The sequence below is a fragment of the Bacillus sp. RC242 genome (assembly GCF_044908245.1).
GTDB lineage: Bacteria > Bacillota > Bacilli > Bacillales > Bacillaceae_G > Bacillus_A > Bacillus_A mycoides.
The window spans coordinates 596,337-615,496 of sequence record NZ_JBIYCZ010000002.1 but is presented as its reverse complement, the minus strand read 5'-3'; the positions used below and the strand labels follow the sequence as shown (position 1 = coordinate 615,496).

Genomic DNA, 19,160 nt, shown 5'->3' with positions numbered 1-19,160 from the left:
ATGTCTGATGTATAAGGAGATTTGTTGAGCGTAACAGCAAAATACAAATATAAAATGAGGAAGAGAAATCAATAATAGATTTTGTGAGGTATCCTATAATGAAAAAGAAAAGAATATTAATTACATCTTTTGATATGGAAATTGGTGGAGTAGAAAGAAGTTTGATTGGTTTATTAAATACAATTGATTACAGTAAGTATGATATAGATTTAATGTTATTTAAACATGAAGGTGGATTTTTCTCTTTACTACCTAAAGAGCCGAATTTATTAGAGGAATTGCAACAATATACTACTTTTAGAAAATCAATTAAGCAGATATTACAAGAAGGGCATTACTCAATTGGGATTACTAGGATAGTAGGGAGAATTATGGGCGTTATGCATGGGCGATATGTAAATAGTAAAGAACCTGGATACTTCGTCATTCAATATGGATGGAGAATATCTCTTCCATTTCTTCCAAAGTTGAGAGAAGAGTACGATGTTGCGATAAGTTTTTTATGGCCGCATTATTTTATAGGGGATAAAGTTCGAGCGAAAAGAAAAATTGGGTGGATTCATACTGATTATTCGAACATACAACTTAACAAAGAAATGGAATGTAAAATGTGGAGGAAAATGGATGATATTGTGGCGGTTTCCGAAAGTTGTAGAGATACATTCCTGAATAGTCTGCCTTATATTAATAAAAAGGTGCAAGTGATAGAAAATATAATAGATTCTGAATTTGTTCGCGAACAATCTAATGAAGGAGATATTACTCAGGAAATACCAATAAATAGAGAGCGAATCAAGTTAGTTACTGTTGCTAGACTTTCTCATGCTAAGGGAATTGATGACGCTATATATGCGCTTAGAAAACTATTAGATCAAGGGTATGATATCGAGTGGTACATAGTTGGATATGGGCCTCAAGAAGCGGAACTTAAATTGTTGATAGATAAATTAGGACTTCAAGATGAATTTGTTTTACTAGGTAAGAAGATTAATCCGTACCCGTACATAAAAGCATGTGATATTTATGTACAACCTTCTAGATACGAAGGGAAGGCAGTAACAGTTCGGGAAGCGCAAATTCTTAAGAAACCAGTATTAATAACTAATTTTTCAACTGCCAAAAGTCAGCTGGAGAACGGGGTAGATGGATATATTTGTCCAATGGGTATAAAGGGAATTGTCGAAGGAATAAAAAAAATGATTGATGATGTTGAATTCAGAAGTGAAATTGTTAATAATGTAAGCCAAAAAAATTATGGTAATGAAATAGAAGTGGAAAAGATATATAGGTTAATTGAATTAGAATAGATTAAGTTATAAAACTAAAAAATCTTTTACTATTTATAAAAGATACTTGGGGGAATTATTTTTATGGAGAATGTTTTAGTATTAGATACATCGGTAGGTTCTCTTAACAAGGGTGACGATATAATAATGAAGTGTGTAAAGCATCATCTTTCTGATATAACTAAAAATGCATATGTTTTAACATTACCTACTCATGTTTCACCTTTTCATTGGTACCAAGTAGCGAGAAAATCAAATAGGGTAAAGATTTATAGTGATGCGAAATATAAGTTTGTAGGTGGTTCGAATTTGCTAGCAATGGATATGTTTACGCACTTTCCGCAGTGGAATATTAATATATTTAATTATGGTCCTTTAAAGGGGAGTGTTCTGGTTGGAGTTGGTGCAGGAAAAGGGAATAAAATAAATCCCTATACAAAAATGTTATATAGAAAAGTTTTATCACATGAATATATACATAGCGTTAGAGATGAAAGAACAAAAAAAATTTTAGAAGAAATGGGCTTTAAAGCTCTAAATACTGGTTGTGCAACTTTGTGGTCTTTTACGCATGATTTTTGTAGGGGAATTCCAAGTGGAAAATCGGAATCGGTTGTTTTTACACTAACCCATCATTCTAAAAATCGTGAAAAAGATCAATTATTGATAGATACACTTAACAAAAGTTATGAAAATGTCTATTTTTGGATACAAGACGCTGATGATTTTGAATATTTAAAAACTTTAGAGGGTATACAGGACATAAAAATTATACCTCCTACTATAGAGGCGTATGAAAAAATCCTAAATACAGCCGTCGATTATATTGGAACACGTTTACATGGCGGCATATTTGCTATGCGTCATAAAAAACGTGCAATAATTATCTCCATAGATGAAAGAGCTAAGGGGATGGGCGAAACGTATAATTTAAATCTGATTGATAGGGAAGATTTAAATAATCTTGAAAAAATGATAAATTCAGAGTTTATCACGGATGTTCAAGTGAATTTTGATGTAGTAAATCAATGGTTAAAACAGTTCTCTAATTAATAAATGTACTTTGATAAAAATGGCGATTTATTAGGAGGCTCAAATGAATAGTATAATTCTCGATAAAATTGTCTTAAGAAATAATAGAGTTGATTATTCTTTTAGTATTAAGGGGGATTTACAAAAGTATTTTAAGACAAGTAATCATATGTTTCTTGAATATAACTATGATGTATCTGATATCCCTTTAAGTATTTTGGCTATTCCGTTTGTTGCAAATGTAGTTCCTCTTGTATGGATTACTAATTCAACAATAGTAATAAATGAACTAGATAAATCTTTTTATATTTGTTTAAATAATATAAAAAATGCATATCAAAACATGTTTCCTGGTGTGAAATTTAAAGGATCCGTGGATGTAGGAGAAATTATTGATAATGTTTACATTCCGGAATTTGAAGCGGCATCTTTATTTAGTGGGGGATTAGATGCACTTACTACATTTATAAGAATAAAAGATAAAAACCCCTTGCTAGTTACTGAATATGGATGGCATGAAAATGAAATAGAGGGTAGTAAAGTATGGGAGGCAGATAAAGAAAATGCCATAAATTTTGTAAAGGATAATGGACTAGAAAATATTTTTATACAATCCAACTATGGGACCTTTATAATTGCAGGGAACATTGACCATGATTTTAGAGAAAAGTTAAACGATACATGGTGGCATGGATTGCATCATGGTCTAGCGATAATATCTGCAGCTATTCCAATAGCTTTTAAACTTAAGATAAAATGTATATACATTGCAAGCTCTAATTCTCCATTATATCAAGTTACTTGTGCATCTGATCCAACTGTGGATAATGAAATAAAATATGCATCTGGAACAGTATTTCATGATGGATACGAACTTACTAGGCAAGAAAAGATTAAAGTTGTTGTGGACCATTATTCAGCTAGTAAAGAACCTGTTAATATCAGGGTATGTTTTAAAAATGAAGAAAATTGTTGTAAATGTGAAAAATGTTTAAGAACAATTATGGGAATTATTGCTGAAGGGAGAGATCCTCGTGAATATGGTTTTAATATTCCAAGTAATCTTTATCAGTACGTTAAAACTTCTTTAAATAGTGAGGTGAAGTTTTTTACTAATACATTCATTGAAATGTATTGGAATTTAATCCAAGTGCGAATGAAACAAAATTGTGATTGTATTACAGATAAAAATTTACTAAATTGGTTTCTAGATTATGATTTCAAGGCGCAACGAAGAAAAGCGTTATTAAAATACAGGATAACAAAGTTTTTCCCTATTTTAAAGAGGAAGATTAGTGCCAAATTTAGTAGAGTGGGTACGCAAAACAACTAAAATATAGAAGGTATTACGATGAGAATACAAAATTCCTTAAAAAATATTTTATTCGGTTTGTCTGGACAAATAATTAGTATTGGCATGGGATTTGTTGTTCGAACTGTTTTTATTTATACACTCGGTATAGAATATTTAGGTGTGGATGGGCTTTTTACAAGTATACTATTGATGTTTTCCCTAGCTAATTTAGGCTTTGATACAGCTATAATTTATAGTTTATATAGGCCATTAGCTGAGAAGGATATCTATAAAATACAGGCATTAATGAATTTATATCAAAAAGCATACAGATTAATAGGAGTAGTAGTCTTATTATTAGGGTTATCTCTATTACCATTTCTTGATTATTTAGTGAATGCAGATACTATGATTAAAGACATTAACATTATCTATCTTTTATTTTTAATAAGTTCGGTGTCATCATATTATTTTGTATATAAGCAATCTATTATTATTGCTGATCAAAGTAACTATATCATTTCTAAAATACACACTTTGTTCATAATTATATCTAACGCATTACAAATTGTTTTATTAATAATTATTAGTGATTACATTGTAGTACTGATAGTTCAATTAACATTGAAAGTAATTGAGAATGTATATATTGCAAATAAGGCAAATAAATTATATCCATTTTTAAAAGAAAAAAATAATGCGAAATTATCTAAGGCAGACAGACGAGAGTTTTTTGAGAATTTGTATTCCTTGTTACTATATAAAATTAGTGGTGTAGTAATTAATGCAACAGATAATATAATTATATCGAAATTCATTGGAATTATTTGGGTTGGTGTGTATTCAAATTATTTGTTGATCTTAAATACATTAAATACCTTATTAGGCTATTTGTTTTATTCTATCACTGCTAGTGTTGGAAATTTGAATGTGAAAGAAAATGCAGAAAAAAAATATTTTATTTTTCGTGTAATTAACTTTTTTAATTTTTGGATATATGGATTTTGTACAGTTTGCCTTTGGAATTTGATAAATCCATTTATAACACTCTGGTTAGGTGAGGAATATGTGTTTAATAAGTATGTATTATTTTTCATATTACTTAATTTTTTCACTTCAGGAATGCAAAATACAACTACAATTTTTAGAGAAACCACAGGTTTATTTAAAAAAGGGAAGTATAGACCTATCATAGCGGCAATTATAAATATTGTAGTTTCTATAATTCTCGCGAAACAAATAGGAATAGCAGGAGTGCTTTTAGGGACTGTTATTAGTAGATTATGTACTTACTTTTGGTATGATCCTTATATTATATTTAAAATGATTTTTAAAAAATCTGTAAAAGTATATTTTATTAGATATATTTTGTTTGTAGTGCTTGTATTATTTTCTGTTATAGCAACGGATTTTATTGGTTATATTTTTCACATAAATATATTTATGGACATGGTAATACGTAGTATTTTGTGCCTGATTATTCCGAATTTGATCTTTTGGATGGTATTTAAAGAGGCGGAAGAGTATAGATATTTCCTTAATTTAACCCGAATATTAATAAAAAAAATAAAGTCGAAAATATTAACTCGGAAAGTTTCGAATGATAATTATCCATAAATTATTATTTTATTTTTTCCATATCACAGTAAAGAATGCTTTATTTACGGAAGAGATTTTAGGTTGTTCTGAAAATAATAGTAGGGGAGTTATGTATAAAGAGCATAGTGTCTTTTTAATAAAATTGTAAGTTTAAATAGTATAAATAAAAGGGTATTGAAATAAAAACAGCTAGTAAGAATAGATCTATTTAGGAAGGAGAAAGGAATTGTGAAAAGACTTTCTAAATAATGGATCTCTAAAAAAAATAAAAAGTGATGTTACTTCTCTTATATCCAATCAATTTACCTTATGAAACATAAGATGTAGAAAAGCAAAAAAGAGGTGTGAATTGATGTGGAGAAGAAGGGATAATCTTGGGAATTTGAATGATTTAGATTTGGTGTCCAAGCCTCCTTTTCATAATGACATTTTAACTTATGATAGTACGCAATTAAAATGGATTCCAAAATCATTTGAAGCTACAAATTCTACAAGTATATATGTATTAGAATTAGATAGATGGGATGTTAAGAATGATGGGACTGATGCTATCAATACTTCCAAAGGTATTAATAATGCTTTAGTTTGGGCGGCTCAACAAGGTTATACGGAAGTTGTGTTACCTAGAGGAATATATTTGATTGATAAACAAACACCCATCGAACCACCAAGTCATTTAACTTTGAATCTAAACGGTTCAACATTAAAAATGGAAACAAATAATTTGACTGGATATGCAATTATAAGTTTTCGTAGAAATCAAGTATATTCTAGGATAACAAATGGTATTATCCAAGGAGATAGATATACACATGATTATTCTAGTGGGGGAACACATGAGGCAGGGTACGGCATTGAATTGGGGAGTTTTACTCCACCTGCTGATGGGGGGAACAATACACGGTTTGTATCTTTAGATAATCTAGATATTTTAGATTGTACAGGAGATGCCATTACACTGAACAGTACTTTTGGGCAGATTTCACCTTTTCCTACAGCATTAGCAAGTTCATTTGAACAGGGAGCAATTAATACAACAGATGGTTCATTAGTAAGTAGTACAACAAAGATACGTTCCAATTTGCAAATTGATATGACCCAAGTGGCTATTGTAAAGTATGGTTACTTTGGATTATATGGAAATGGATTTGGAGCATTGGGTTCTGAAATAAAATGCGATTATTATGATGTCATTTTTTACACTTCAAATAATATATTTTTATCTTCAAAAACCAATGTACAATTCTTTGATGAAGTAGAAGTCCCTAATGGAGCAAGTTATGCTAAAATTGTTTTGCATCAAGGGAATGTTCCTGCTCCTGCAAATTGTTTAATAAATGTTCGGGTGCCTTCTTTTTCACAATATACTTATATAGAAAAATGTAATTTACATGATTGCCGTAGACAAGGGATTAGTGTATGTGGGGCAAAGAATGTATATATTCGAGATAATGATATTCATCACATCGCAGGTACCAATCCACAAAGTGGACTAGATATTGAAGATGGATATGATTTAAATCAATATATATACATTGAAAGAAATAATTTTCATGATAATAAAAATTATAATATTATTGTTGTAAATGGGAAATTTATCTATATATCGAATAATTCTATTATGAATACCATTTCAAATGCTTATGTTGGGCTATCTATTAATGGTGGTGCAGATAGGGTAATCGTAACAGGGAATAATATCCGATTAACCAAGGTCTCTTTGTTAGGAGATGTTATTTTTTCCAATAATTATGTATACGGAGCGCAAGTAAATGTTCAAGGTGTATATGTAAATCGACCTATTAATATATTAGATAATCATTTTTCTAATAGTAAAATGATTATTGATACCCCCTTTCCATATGCGGTTAAAGTTGATTCCTGTCGCTTTATAAACGATGCAGATAAACTAAATTCCTTGTCATCATTGTATCAGTGGACATTAGAGATGAAAAATGAGCCGCAAACTATCTCAAATTGTATATTTGAAGGACAAGACGTTTTGTATTTAAATTATGTACCAGTAGGAACAGTTAAATCAGGATGGATATTTGAAAATATTATATTTAATAATGTTAAAAACCCAACCTTAGTTGCAGGGACATATACAAATTGCTTTTTTAAGGACGTCACCTTTTTGGGGATAACAAGTACAGGAAGCACTTTAGAATTAAAAGATTGCAAGTTCTTTAGTATAGATAGAAATAACACGTTATTTACAGTGAATAACCTCAAAGCATTCAAGATGATGGATTGTCATATAGAAAAACCAAATGGTACGGTCTTGAATATTCAAAATGTATCTGATGAAATAGTGTTAGGGGGAAATACTATAAAAATTACAAATGATACTCTTCAGAGAGCTATTATTGTTTTGGATGCAGCGTTTACTGGTAAGCAAGTGATAATTCAAAATAATATTATAAATTCCACAAATTTGATGCAAGTTGGGATAGATAATAGAACAACGAGTATTACACCCCTAGTAGTAATTCAAAACAACGTGTTGAATAATGCGAAAATTACAATTACAGGGAGGGAATTTCTGCAAGGGAATATAGTTAATGGTGTAATAGATCCAAATTAATGCATGGTGATAATTAAATTTGAATAGTTTCAAAAAATTATGAGAAATGAAGTAGAGTGGCTCTTAATAAATATGTCCATAAAGTATTATATAATGGTACATGGAAGGATTTTGTCCAATGTAATTATTCGAAATAGTCTAATTCCTAATAGATAATAGGTTTATTGACTTTTAGTTACTACTATAGAATAGAGAAAAGCTATTATGTTTTTTATAAACATAATAGCTTTTTATTATTACGTTAACTGCATACTAAAAAATAGTGTGTAGGAGAATTTTTAAATAATAAATGGATTTTTTAATATACTACTAAGCGTTGTTTATAAAACTGTGTTTGTGAATATATTTTTTGAGATTTTTACAGTGTGTAATAGTCTCTTGGATAAGCATTTGGAAAAATATATTTTGCACCTATGTGTATTGCTTTCTTCTACTTATTAAGTTTTAAAGCTGTGTACTATAGAAAATGTTTGCAGGTGATAAGTAAAGAGAAATTGAATACAATTCTTTAATTACAACTTAAGAATACTTGATTTCAATCCGTAATGAATACTTTGTAGATTATTTAACTTTGGAAAAGCATTTGTAATAATTTAAGATGGGGGAATGATTGGTAATGAAGAGACTGTTTGATATCTTTATTTCTTTATTATTATTAATTTGCTTTTTTTTCGTTATTCTTTTAGTAGCAATTATAGTTAAAACTCAGATAGGATCACCCATTTTATTTAGACAACAACGTCCAGGGTTACATGGAAAATCTTTTTATCTTTATAAATTTCGTACGATGACCAATGAGCGAGATCGTAATGGGGAGCTGTTACAAGATCACGCTAGATTAACTAAAGTTGGAAAATTTCTTAGAAAATATAGTTTAGACGAATTACCACAATTAATAAATGTGCTAAAAGGTCAATTAAGTTTGGTGGGCCCCCGCCCATTATTAATAGAATATATGCCTTTATATTCGAAAGAGCAAGCTAAAAGGCATAATGTAAGACCCGGAATCACTGGATGGGCTCAAGTTAATGGAAGAAATAGTATCTCATGGGATGAGAAATTTAAATTAGATGTATGGTATGTTGAGAATCAAAGTTTTCTTTTAGATTTGAAAATTTTATATCTAACTTTTAGTAAGGTTTTAAAGTCGGAAGGGATAACAAATAATAAGCATGTGACTATGCCAGTTTTTAAGGGGGGAATCGAGCATGGGGGGGAATAAAATGAATATTTTGTTTACTAGTTCTGGTAGGAGGGTCACCTTAATTAAAAAATTTAAGGAAGTACTTAAACAAGAAGGAATCAAAGGAAAAATCTTTACTGCAGACTTAAAAGAAACTGCTCCTACCATTTACTTTAGCGATAAGCATTTTATTGTTCCGCGTGTAAATGAAGAGGGATATATAAATGAATTATTAAAAATATGTAAATCTGAAATGATAAATCTAATAATCCCGTTAATTGATACGGAATTAACCCTTATGGCTAATAATTCGAAGGTTTTCGAGGGTATTGGTGTAAAAGTATTAGTTTCTAGTATGGAATTAAATAAGATTGCTAATAACAAAAAATACACATATAACTTTTTTGCATCTAATAATATACCAACACCTAGAGTATATAGTGATGAAGAGATTGGAAGAAAAGAATATCAATTTCCACTATTAATTAAACCTTATGATGGCAGTTCTAGTAAAGGTGTAACAAAAATAATGAATGAAAAGGAATTGGAATTTTTTAAGGATTATATACCTAACGCTATGATACAAGAGTATGTTTCAGGAGAAGAATACACTATAGATGTCATGGTAGATTTCTGTGGGAATATAAAAACAATCGTTCCTAGATTGCGTATAGAGACACGAGCAGGTGAGGTAAGTAAAGGTATGACCAAGAAGGATTTTGATATCATCCAAGCAGCAGAAACTGTAATAAAAGCTCTTCCTAATCCTATTGGGTGTATTACTTTACAATGTTTTAAAAAGGAGGATGGACAAATTACGTTTATTGAAATAAACCCTCGTTTTGGAGGAGGAATACCACTATCAATAGAAGCAGGAGCGAATTTTCCACTTTGGACAATTAAAATGTGTCAGGGGGAAGTCTTTATAGATAAGGACTTTAATTGGAGAGAAAATTTAACAATGCTTAGATATGATGAAGCGGTTTTTATGGAGAGTATTTAAGATGATGATTAAAGCAATTGTTTTTGATATGGATGATACTTTATATAAAGAGAAAGATTATGTTGTAAGTGGTTTGAAAGCAGTGGATGATTGGATTAAAGAGAAGTATAAGAAAACCGGATTTTATAATATTGCAATTCAATTATTCGATTCGGGGGAAAGAAGGTTCGTGTTTAATGAAACACTAGAAAAGTTAAACATTCCTTACGATGAAAAATTGATTAGTAATTTGATAGAACAGTATAGGTTTCATAAACCAGATATTCAATTGTTGGATGAAGCGGATTGGGTACTAAATAATTTAGTTAATACCGTTAAAATAGGACTTATTTCAGACGGATATTTAGTTGCCCAAGAAAAGAAAATTAATGCATTAAAGTTAAAAGAGAGATTTCATTCGATAATTCTCACTGATGAGCTGGGAAAAGAATATTGGAAGCCGAGCCAAATTCCTTATGAAAAGATAAGTAAGGAACTACAGGTGCCTCATCAGCAATGTGTCTATATAGGAGATAATTTAAGTAAGGATTTTATAACAGCCAAGAAATTGAAATGGTTAACGATCCATATTAATAGAGAAGGTGGAATTCACCATAATCTTATAGTTGAGCAAGCTTATAAAGCACATTATACAATTGATAATTTAAGGAGATTATCTGATATATCTGTATTAAAGCATATGTTTTTAGATACATAGTATTTAAATATGTATAAAGGATGTGTTTACATGCACACAGTTCAGCATAAAAAGCGAATTTACCTTTCCTCTCCGCACATGAGTAGGAATGAACAAAAATATATTCAAAATGCATTTGATACAAACTGGATTGCCCCTCTTGGCCCAAATGTAGATGAATTCGAAAGAGAACTTGCATCTTTTGTAGGAGTGAAAGGTGGGGCTGCAGTTAGTTCAGGTACGGCTGCTATTCATTTGGCTTTGAGACTATTAGATGTTAAAAAGGGAGATACAGTGTTTTGTTCAAGTTTTACTTTTGTAGCGAGTGCGAATCCGATTGTTTATTTGGGAGCTGAACCGGTGTTTATTGACTCGGAACCAGAAACATGGAATATGTCACCGCAAGCGCTAGCGCTTGCATTATATGATGCTAATAAAGCAGGGGAATTACCGAAAGCTGTCATTCTTGTTCATTTATATGGTCAGAGTGCTAAGTTAGATGAAATTCTTTCGCTCTGTAATCAATATGATGTTCCTATAATCGAGGATGCAGCAGAATCTCTAGGTTCTACATATAAAGGAAAAGCAAGCGGTACATTTGGTAGGTTTGGTGTTTATTCATTTAATGGAAATAAAATTATTACAACTTCGGGTGGTGGAATGCTAGTTTCTAATGATGTAGAAGCATTAGAGAGAGCGAAGTTTTTAGCGACACAAGCAAAGGATCCAGCTCCACATTATGAGCATAGTGAGATAGGATATAATTATCGAATGAGTAATATTTTAGCTGGTATTGGTAGAGGACAATTAGAAGTGTTAGAAGATAGGGTGAGAGCTAGAAGATTTATATATAAACGGTATTATGAAGCGCTATCTCACATGCCAGGATTTTATTTTATGCCTGAATTAGAAAATACTCGCTCTAATCGTTGGCTTACTACATTGACAATTGATGAAAAGGAATCCGGGATCACTATTGGGAAATTGTTGAGAACTTTAGCAGAAGAGAATATTGAAGCGCGTCCTATGTGGAAGCCACTTCATATGCAGTCGCTCTTTAAAGAGAAGAAGTATTATCCGCATAGTAAAAATGAAGATGTGTCGTATTCCTTATTTCAAAGTGGAATTTGTTTGCCTTCAGGATCTAATATGTTAGCTGAAGATCAACAAAGGGTAATACAAAGCATTTTAACAGCAGTAGAATGGAAGAATTAAAAGAAAAGTAAGTAAAATTGGAATTAGATTTGTATATGTACCACTATTTGTTCTTTATAGTGAATTCCAAAGGGGATTGTTTGGGAACATTCAGTTTCAATTGACATAAAAAAGGGATAATTATAGGCTTTTAATATCTATATCTTAGTCTGAAAGTAAATTTAAGCATGTAATTGAGAAAGTAATAAAACAAATAATTCCGTTCGTTAAAAAGAATGATAAAGAGGTATGTTTAACGAATTTAATATGTAAATAGTATTTGTAGTAACTTTTCATATATTAGGAGGAAGAAATGAGCGCTATAGCTGGCATTATTCACTTTACTAATGAGCCTGTATCAATTGAGCACGGAAGAGAAGTAATGAGTCGTTTATACAAATATCCTGCCGATGATATTCAAATATGGCACAAAGAAAATGCTTTTCTAGGATGTCATGCACAATGGATTACACCAGAGTCAGTTGGTGAACAATTACCCTTTTATAATTATGAAAAGCAACTGGCAATTACAGCAGATGCTATTATTGATAATCGTGATGAGTTATTTGAAAAATTACAAGTGGATTATTCGGATAGAAAAAACATGAAAGATAGCGAGTTAATTTTACTCTCTTATCAGAAATGGGGGGAAGCGGCTCCAAAATATTTGGTAGGCGATTTTGCCTTTATGATTTGGGATGAGAAAAAACAAATTCTTTTTGGTGCCAGAGATTTTTCAGGAAGTCGGACACTTTATTTTTATCGTGGTGAGGAAAAATTTACTTTTTGTACTATTATAAATCCGTTATTTTCTCTACCATATGTTGAGAAGAAATTGAATAAGCAGTGGATTGCTGAATTTCTAGCTATACCTGTAAATTTCGAATCGGTAGATCCACAGTTAACAGTTTACAAATATATAGAACAAGTGCCTCCAGCACACACTATTTTGGTAAAGGAAGGCGAAGTGAAGTTTTCGCGATACTATACACCAACTGTTGGGGAAATGCTTAATTTAAAATCAAATGAAGAGTATGAAGAGGCGTTTCGAGAGGTGTATCAAAGTGCAGTGAAGGCACGTTTACGAACACATCACCAAGTAGGAGCTCATTTGAGCGGAGGGCTAGACTCAGGTTCTGTCGTTAGTTTTGCTGCAAGTGATTTACGGGCTGAAAATAAAAAATTACATACGTACAGTTATGTTCCAGTAGAAGGATTTGAAGATTGGACACACAAAGGTAGAATAGCTGACGAAAGACCATTTATTCAATCGACTGTCGAGCATGTAGGGAATATACAGGATTATTATTTAGAATTGCCGGAGAGAAGCCCACTATCGGAAATTGATGATTGGCTGGAAACAATGGAGATGCCATATAAATTTTTTGAGAATACTTTTTGGTTGAGTGGAGTTTATGAAAAAGCATCTCAGAATGGAATAGGAGTACTTCTTAGTGGTCAAAGAGGTAATTGGACAGTATCGTGGGGACCTATTTTAGATTACCAGGCAATGTTATTGAAAAAGCTACATTGGATTCGTTTTTATCGTGAACTACATTTATATAGTAGAAATATAGGAGTGAAAAAATCACGTGTTTTTGAAGTGGTAAGACGAAAGGCATTTCCATTTTTGCATCAGTTACTTTTTTCAGGGAAACAAGATGCAAATTCCGCAATAATTAATCCGGAATTTGCAAGGGAAATGAATGTTTTTGACAGACTCAGAGAACAAGACATCGATATAACAGGCACCTCTATCTCTAATGCATATGACATGAAAAGAGAACAGTTTGAAAAACCATATTATTGGAGCATAAATGGAACGTATGAAACGAAATTATCATTACGTTATGCTTTATGGGATCGTGATCCCACAAATGACTTACGATTGATTCAATTTTGTTTGTCAGTTCCAGAAGAACAGTATGTTCAAAATGGTTTGGATCGAGCCCTGATCCGGAGAGCCACAAAGAATTTCCTTCCTGATAAAGTACGATTGAATCAACGGGTTCGAGGTATTCAAGGTGCAGATGGTGTTTACCGTATGGCTCCTTTTTGGAATGAATTTATTGAGGAAGTTGAAGAACTTAGTGTAGATCCAGTAATTTCTGAATTTCTAAATGTCGAGGTAATTAAGAAAGCTATCTCAAAAATTTGTAAAGAACCTCGACCAGAATATGCATTTGATTTAGATTTTAGAATTTTAATGCGTAGCTTAATCTTCTATCGATTTATAAAAAAAGCAATGTGAAAGGAGGTGATACGTATGAAAAAGGAATGGAAACAACCTGTATTAGAAGTACTTAATATTAATATGACTATGGCGGGGCCTGGGCATAAATATCCAGATGCTGTTCAACCTGACCCAGATGATCCAGTGAAGTACAGTTAAGTCATTGGAAAAATAAAGCTCTTATATAGCTTTATTATATAAGAGCTTTCAAAAAATTGACAATGTGGGGGGATAGGATGTTTGATTCTATGGGGAATGTGTTATATCAAGCCTTCGGGTTAAAAATAGTAAGTGAAATCCCATTACCTGAATTGTCTCAGCTGAATGAAAAAAAAGAGATGGCGGATGTTCAAGTTGAAATAACTGATTTGTCAGAACAGTGGGGTGAATATAGCGCAGAAAAGCAAAAAACGATAGTAGTGGAGGATGATATAGTTATGTTTCATGTTCCTCAAACTGCAATATTCGCTATACAATCAGGTGAGAAAATCACCTTTTCACCTATGGCAAATGCAGAAGAAGATAAAATTCGACTATATATTTTGGGAACTTGTATGGGGGCGCTTTTAATGCAACGTAAAATACTCCCATTGCATGGGAGTGTAATTGCCATAGATGGGAAAGCATATGCATTAATTGGTGATTCAGGAGCTGGAAAATCAACGTTAGCCTCGGCTTTTTTGAATAAAGGATATAAGCTTTTAAGTGATGATGTAGTTGCTGTGTCTCTTTTGAATAAAAATACTGCAATAGTTCATCCTTCTTACGCACAACAAAAATTATGGCAAGAGAGCATAAATGAGTTAGGAATGGAAGTAGCGCAATTTAGCCCTTTATTTGAAAGGGAAACGAAGTATGCTGTTCCTGTGAATTCTCAATTCTTTCCTGATCCATTACCTCTTGCTGGTGTTATTGAATTAGTAAAAACGCAGGGAGAAGATATCGAGATGACCCGTATAGAAGGGCTCGCACGCTTGTATAAATTATACCGCCATACTTTTAGGAATTCTTTGATTTCTAAATTAGGATTGATGGAATGGCATTTTGAAACTGCATCTAATATTGCAAGTGGAATGGAAATATTTCAAGTAAGCCGCCCGGCTTCAAGATTTACAGCTCATGAGCTTGTGGAAGTTATTTTAAATACTATACAGAAAGGGAGTATGGTTGATGGTTGTCCACTCGAGAAAAATATCATTAGAACATAACGTTGTCCAAAGTAAGGGTAATATAGTAAGCGATATGGACGGAGAAAAAGTTATGTTAAATGTCCAGAAAGGAAATTACTATAACTTAGGTGAAATAGGCGGAGAAATATGGGAGCTTATTGAAAAGCCAATAATAATTAATCAGCTTGTTACTATGCTAGTATCTAACTATGATATTGAACGAAAAGATTGTGAAGAGCAAGTTCTTTCCTTTTTAGAGTGTTTGTTTCAAGAAGGGTTAATTCAAATAAAAGATCAGCCTAATAGATAGATTCGTAATTTCAAAAGAACTGTTAGGAAGGGATTAATAAATATTGTGAAAAGGTTAAGGATGTTTTTATCACTAAACATGAAAACAAAGCTCTTATTTTTAGAGGCTTTTATTTTTTTAGGATGGGCACGTGTACTAAAAAATATTACATTTTCCAAAGTTGCACCTTCTTTAGGGGATTACATGAGTGAAACCTCAAGTACTCATATTCAACCGCACGGAGATACGCTAAAAAAGGTGTCCGAAGCAATTTCTATTATGAGTCGTTATACTTTTTGGGAAAGTCAATGTCTTGTTAAAGCTATAGCTGGGATGAAAATGCTTGAAAAACGTCACATTGAGAGTACTCTTTATTTAGGAATGGCTAAGGATAATAGTGGGGAACTAATTGCACATGCATGGTTACGTAGCGGTTCTTTTTATGTTACTGGATCGGAAGGAATGGAGAAATTCACTGTCGTTGGATCATTTGCAAAGAGGCTAAGTGAGAACACTATTAAAGGAGAGTAAAATGGAGAAAGATTTTGGTCTTAATGTAGAGTTCATGTCTAAGGAATTGAAACTTCTTTTTGCAATTTTGAAGTTACAAGATGACGAAACAATGCAAACTTACAGTAATGAATGGTTTTCGGATATTGATTGGGAAGTATTTCTTGAGCAAGCCGTGCATCATCGCGTTTATCCGGTGATATATCAAAAACTTAAACAGGTGGACAAGGAGCTGATTCCTTCACATATTGTACAAACCTTGACTAGAAAATATAAAAGAAATACATTTCAAATGCTTTATTTAAGTGCTGAAATGGAACGAATAAATAAATTATGTAATGAAAATGAGATTCGTACGATTTTTCTAAAAGGGCCTGTACTATCTCAGGACTTATATGGAGATCTTTCTTTACGAACATCCTGTGATTTGGACGTTCTCATCCCTATTCAAAATTTAGAAAAAGCAGAAAAACTACTTTTAGAGCAAGGGTATGTGAAAGATGATTATATTCAAACGATATTAAGTGATTGGAAATGGAGGCATCACCATATAACATTTTTCCACCCAACAAGGCGGATCAAACTTGAAATTCATTGGAGATTAAATCCCGGACCGGGTAAGGAACCTGGGTTTGAAGAGCTTTGGAAGCGAAAGAGAAAAAGTACACTTACGAGTAATTCGGTATATATGTTAGGGAAGGAAGACTTATTTTTATTTCTTGTATCTCATGGTGCCAGACATGGTTGGTCCAGGCTACGTTGGTTAGTAGACATAAAAAAAATTGTCGATCAAGATCTTAATTGGAGTGAGATTCATAAATTAATGAGAAAATATCAAATGCTTTATTTAGGAGGACAAGCGTTAATTTTGGCATCTCAATTGCTAGGTGTACGACTAGATGAAAGAATGATGGAATTAGTAACTAAAAAACATTCAAAACAGTTAGCGCAAGAAGCGTTGTTTTATTTCAAGCAAATGATAAACTTGCATACCGACCCTGTGCCAAAAGAAGTACTTGCTTATCATAGTCGACATTTATTTTCACTAATGTCTAATCAGCAAAAGATTTTATATATTATGAGCCAACTATATCCTTATCCAATTGATGCAAAAACATTGCCGTTACCTAAATTCCTTCATTTTTTATATTTTCCTTTACGTCCGTTTCTATGTCTTTGGAGGAAAACAAAGAAGCTTGCTTTGTTATAGGGGGAGCATCGATGAATCATATTATATATTTTATGAAGAAATTATATTCTTCTGCAGGGAAAATTCTGTATGTGAATTTGTTTGGTATGGTTTTAATAAGTTTACTTGAAGGGATAGGTATTATTTTATTAATTCCTATGATAAGTATGACTGGAATAATTAATATAGGTGAGGAGACTGCTTTTATTGCACCTGTCTATAGATTTTTGCAGGATTTCCCTAAAACAACAAGTCTAATTTCTATTTTAGGTATATATATACTAATAGTGTTAGGTCAAAATCTATTACAACGAAACATAACGCTAAGGGATGCGAGAACGCAACAAGCTTTTGTACGAGAATTAAGAATAGAAACATATAGTATGATTCTAAAAGCGAAGTGGAGTTTTTTTTTAGAGAAAAGGAAAACAAATCTAATAAATATATTAACTACAGAATTAGCTCGCGTAAGTTATGGGGTTAATTTAATTTTACAATTGTTAGCTGTTATTCTGTTTACATTCATACAGGTGGGGCTTGCGTTTTTATTATCTCCCCAAATAACTATATTTGTTTTGGTCTTTGGCTTATTATTCTTAGTAGCTTCTCGTGCTTTTATAAAAAAAGCACGAATACTAGGCGATAAGACCTCGAAATTAGCACAAGACTATCTTTCTGGTATAACAGATCATTTTAATGGAATTAAAGATATAAAGAGTAATACTTTGGAAGCATCACGTTTAGATTGGTTACAATCTATAACAGAAAAGATGGGTAATGAACAAATGGAGTATATGAGAATAAGGTCGAACTCTCAATTGTTTTATAAAGTTTCAATGGCTATTTTAATTGCATTTTTTATATTATTATCAGTAAGTATATTTAAAGCTCAACCCACCCAATTACTATTAATCATACTCATCTTTTCGAGACTATGGCCACGATTTATGACAATTCAGTCAAATTTAGAACAGCTTGCTGCAAGCATTCCTGCTTTTAAGTCATTATGGGAATTACAAGGGGAATGTAATGAAGCAATTGAAATGCAGGATATACATCAGCAAAAACATATAAAGCCGATTTGTATAGAGCAGGGTATTGAATGTAAGGGTATTTATTTTCGATATAATAAGAAGGAGCATTTGTATGCACTTCAAAATATTAATGTGAAAATACCAATCAATAGTATGACGGCTATTGTGGGACATTCGGGAGCTGGGAAGAGTACATTAATCGATGTTTTAATGGGATTGATTCAGCCAGAGAAAGGTCAAGTATTAATAGATGGAACTCCTCTTACAAGTGAAAATTTATTGTCATTGAGACGGGCTATTAGTTATGTGCCACAAGATCCTTTTTTATTTAATGCAAGCATAAGAGAAAATTTATTGATGATTGAGCCGAATGCGAGTGAAGAACAAATTTGGACTGCATTAGATTTTGCGGCGGCAGCTGAATTTGTACGAATGCTTCCAAAAGGGCTTGATACTCTCATTGGAGATCGTGGAGTGAGACTTTCAGGTGGTGAACGTCAACGACTTGTACTAGCTCGAGCTATTTTAAGACAACCATCCATTTTAGTATTAGATGAAGCTACGAGTGCATTAGATACTGAAAATGAAGTAAAAATTCAATCAGCAATAGAAAGGTTGAAAGGAACGATGACTATTGTTGTTATTGCGCATCGGTTATCTACGATCCGCAATGCAGATCAAGTTATTGTTTTAGGAAAAGGTGAGATTGTTCAAAAAGGTGAATTTAATCAATTGGCTAAAGAGAGAAAAGGTGTATTTCGAAATTTATTAGGGTCACAAATGGAAGTGGGTTCATAGAGGAGAAAGATTGAATGAAATCTTGTAGTATTGTAATTCGAGTTGAATGAAAGCCGGGATAATGGTCAGTTACAACAGATCTTA

Annotated in this window: 16 protein-coding genes; all 16 read left to right on the top strand. The window is 32.0% G+C overall.

Features of this window, described 5'->3' with window-relative positions; translation table 11 throughout:
- The first annotated feature begins 98 nt into the window (after positions 1 to 98).
- Complete coding sequence (locus tag ABH957_RS06855) at positions 99 to 1,307, top strand: glycosyltransferase (RefSeq protein WP_404443869.1); 1,209 nt, start codon at positions 99 to 101, stop codon at positions 1,305 to 1,307.
- Positions 1,308 to 1,370: 63 nt separating this feature from the next.
- Positions 1,371 to 2,339, top strand: a complete 969-nt coding sequence (locus ABH957_RS06850; protein WP_404443872.1) for a polysaccharide pyruvyl transferase family protein — start codon at positions 1,371 to 1,373, stop codon at positions 2,337 to 2,339.
- 43 nt (positions 2,340 to 2,382) lie between these two features.
- The gene (locus tag ABH957_RS06845) at positions 2,383 to 3,651 is read left to right on the top strand and encodes a peptidase (protein ID WP_404510812.1); all 1,269 of its coding nucleotides are present in this window, start codon (positions 2,383 to 2,385) and stop codon (positions 3,649 to 3,651) included.
- Between the two features lie 18 nt (positions 3,652 to 3,669).
- Complete coding sequence (locus ABH957_RS06840) at positions 3,670 to 5,229, top strand: lipopolysaccharide biosynthesis protein (protein WP_016120648.1); 1,560 nt, start codon at positions 3,670 to 3,672, stop codon at positions 5,227 to 5,229.
- 334 nt (positions 5,230 to 5,563) lie between these two features.
- A complete protein-coding gene (locus tag ABH957_RS06835) occupies positions 5,564 to 7,798 on the top strand; it encodes a right-handed parallel beta-helix repeat-containing protein (RefSeq protein ID WP_404456517.1) in 2,235 nt (744 codons plus the stop codon).
- A 616-nt stretch (positions 7,799 to 8,414) separates the two neighbouring features.
- Positions 8,415 to 9,020 carry a sugar transferase gene (locus ABH957_RS06830; RefSeq protein WP_404456520.1) on the top strand — a complete coding sequence of 202 codons (606 nt, stop codon included), beginning with the start codon at positions 8,415 to 8,417 and terminating at the stop codon, positions 9,018 to 9,020.
- Complete coding sequence (locus ABH957_RS06825) at positions 9,007 to 9,984, top strand: ATP-grasp domain-containing protein (RefSeq protein ID WP_002165241.1); 978 nt, start codon at positions 9,007 to 9,009, stop codon at positions 9,982 to 9,984. The genes ABH957_RS06830 and ABH957_RS06825 overlap by 14 nt, the downstream gene beginning before the upstream one ends.
- Before the next feature lies 1 nt (position 9,985).
- Positions 9,986 to 10,681 carry an HAD family hydrolase gene (locus ABH957_RS06820; protein ID WP_016120646.1) on the top strand — a complete coding sequence of 232 codons (696 nt, stop codon included), beginning with the start codon at positions 9,986 to 9,988 and terminating at the stop codon, positions 10,679 to 10,681.
- 30 nt (positions 10,682 to 10,711) lie between these two features.
- Positions 10,712 to 11,875 carry an aminotransferase class I/II-fold pyridoxal phosphate-dependent enzyme gene (locus ABH957_RS06815; RefSeq protein ID WP_404510810.1) on the top strand — a complete coding sequence of 388 codons (1,164 nt, stop codon included), beginning with the start codon at positions 10,712 to 10,714 and terminating at the stop codon, positions 11,873 to 11,875.
- A 292-nt stretch (positions 11,876 to 12,167) separates the two neighbouring features.
- Positions 12,168 to 14,105 carry a lasso peptide isopeptide bond-forming cyclase gene (locus tag ABH957_RS06810; RefSeq protein WP_404510808.1) on the top strand — a complete coding sequence of 646 codons (1,938 nt, stop codon included), beginning with the start codon at positions 12,168 to 12,170 and terminating at the stop codon, positions 14,103 to 14,105.
- 15 nt (positions 14,106 to 14,120) lie between these two features.
- Entirely contained in the window at positions 14,121 to 14,246 is a 126-nt protein-coding gene (locus ABH957_RS06805) for a paeninodin family lasso peptide (protein ID WP_000712621.1), read from the top strand.
- A gap of 77 nt (positions 14,247 to 14,323) precedes the next feature.
- Positions 14,324 to 15,295, top strand: coding sequence for an aldolase (locus ABH957_RS06800; protein WP_404510806.1), 972 nt, complete (start codon positions 14,324 to 14,326; stop codon positions 15,293 to 15,295).
- Complete coding sequence (locus tag ABH957_RS06795; protein ID WP_002128586.1) at positions 15,258 to 15,566, top strand: lasso peptide biosynthesis PqqD family chaperone; 309 nt, start codon at positions 15,258 to 15,260, stop codon at positions 15,564 to 15,566. The genes ABH957_RS06800 and ABH957_RS06795 overlap by 38 nt, the downstream gene beginning before the upstream one ends.
- 36 nt (positions 15,567 to 15,602) lie before the next feature.
- Positions 15,603 to 16,076, top strand: coding sequence for a lasso peptide biosynthesis B2 protein (locus tag ABH957_RS06790; RefSeq protein WP_033707071.1), 474 nt, complete (start codon positions 15,603 to 15,605; stop codon positions 16,074 to 16,076).
- Between the two features lies 1 nt (position 16,077).
- Positions 16,078 to 17,265, top strand: coding sequence for a nucleotidyltransferase domain-containing protein (locus ABH957_RS06785; RefSeq protein WP_404510804.1), 1,188 nt, complete (start codon positions 16,078 to 16,080; stop codon positions 17,263 to 17,265).
- 11 nt (positions 17,266 to 17,276) lie between these two features.
- Positions 17,277 to 19,076, top strand: coding sequence for an ABC transporter ATP-binding protein (locus ABH957_RS06780; protein ID WP_404510802.1), 1,800 nt, complete (start codon positions 17,277 to 17,279; stop codon positions 19,074 to 19,076).
- Positions 19,077 to 19,160: the final 84 nt, after the last annotated feature.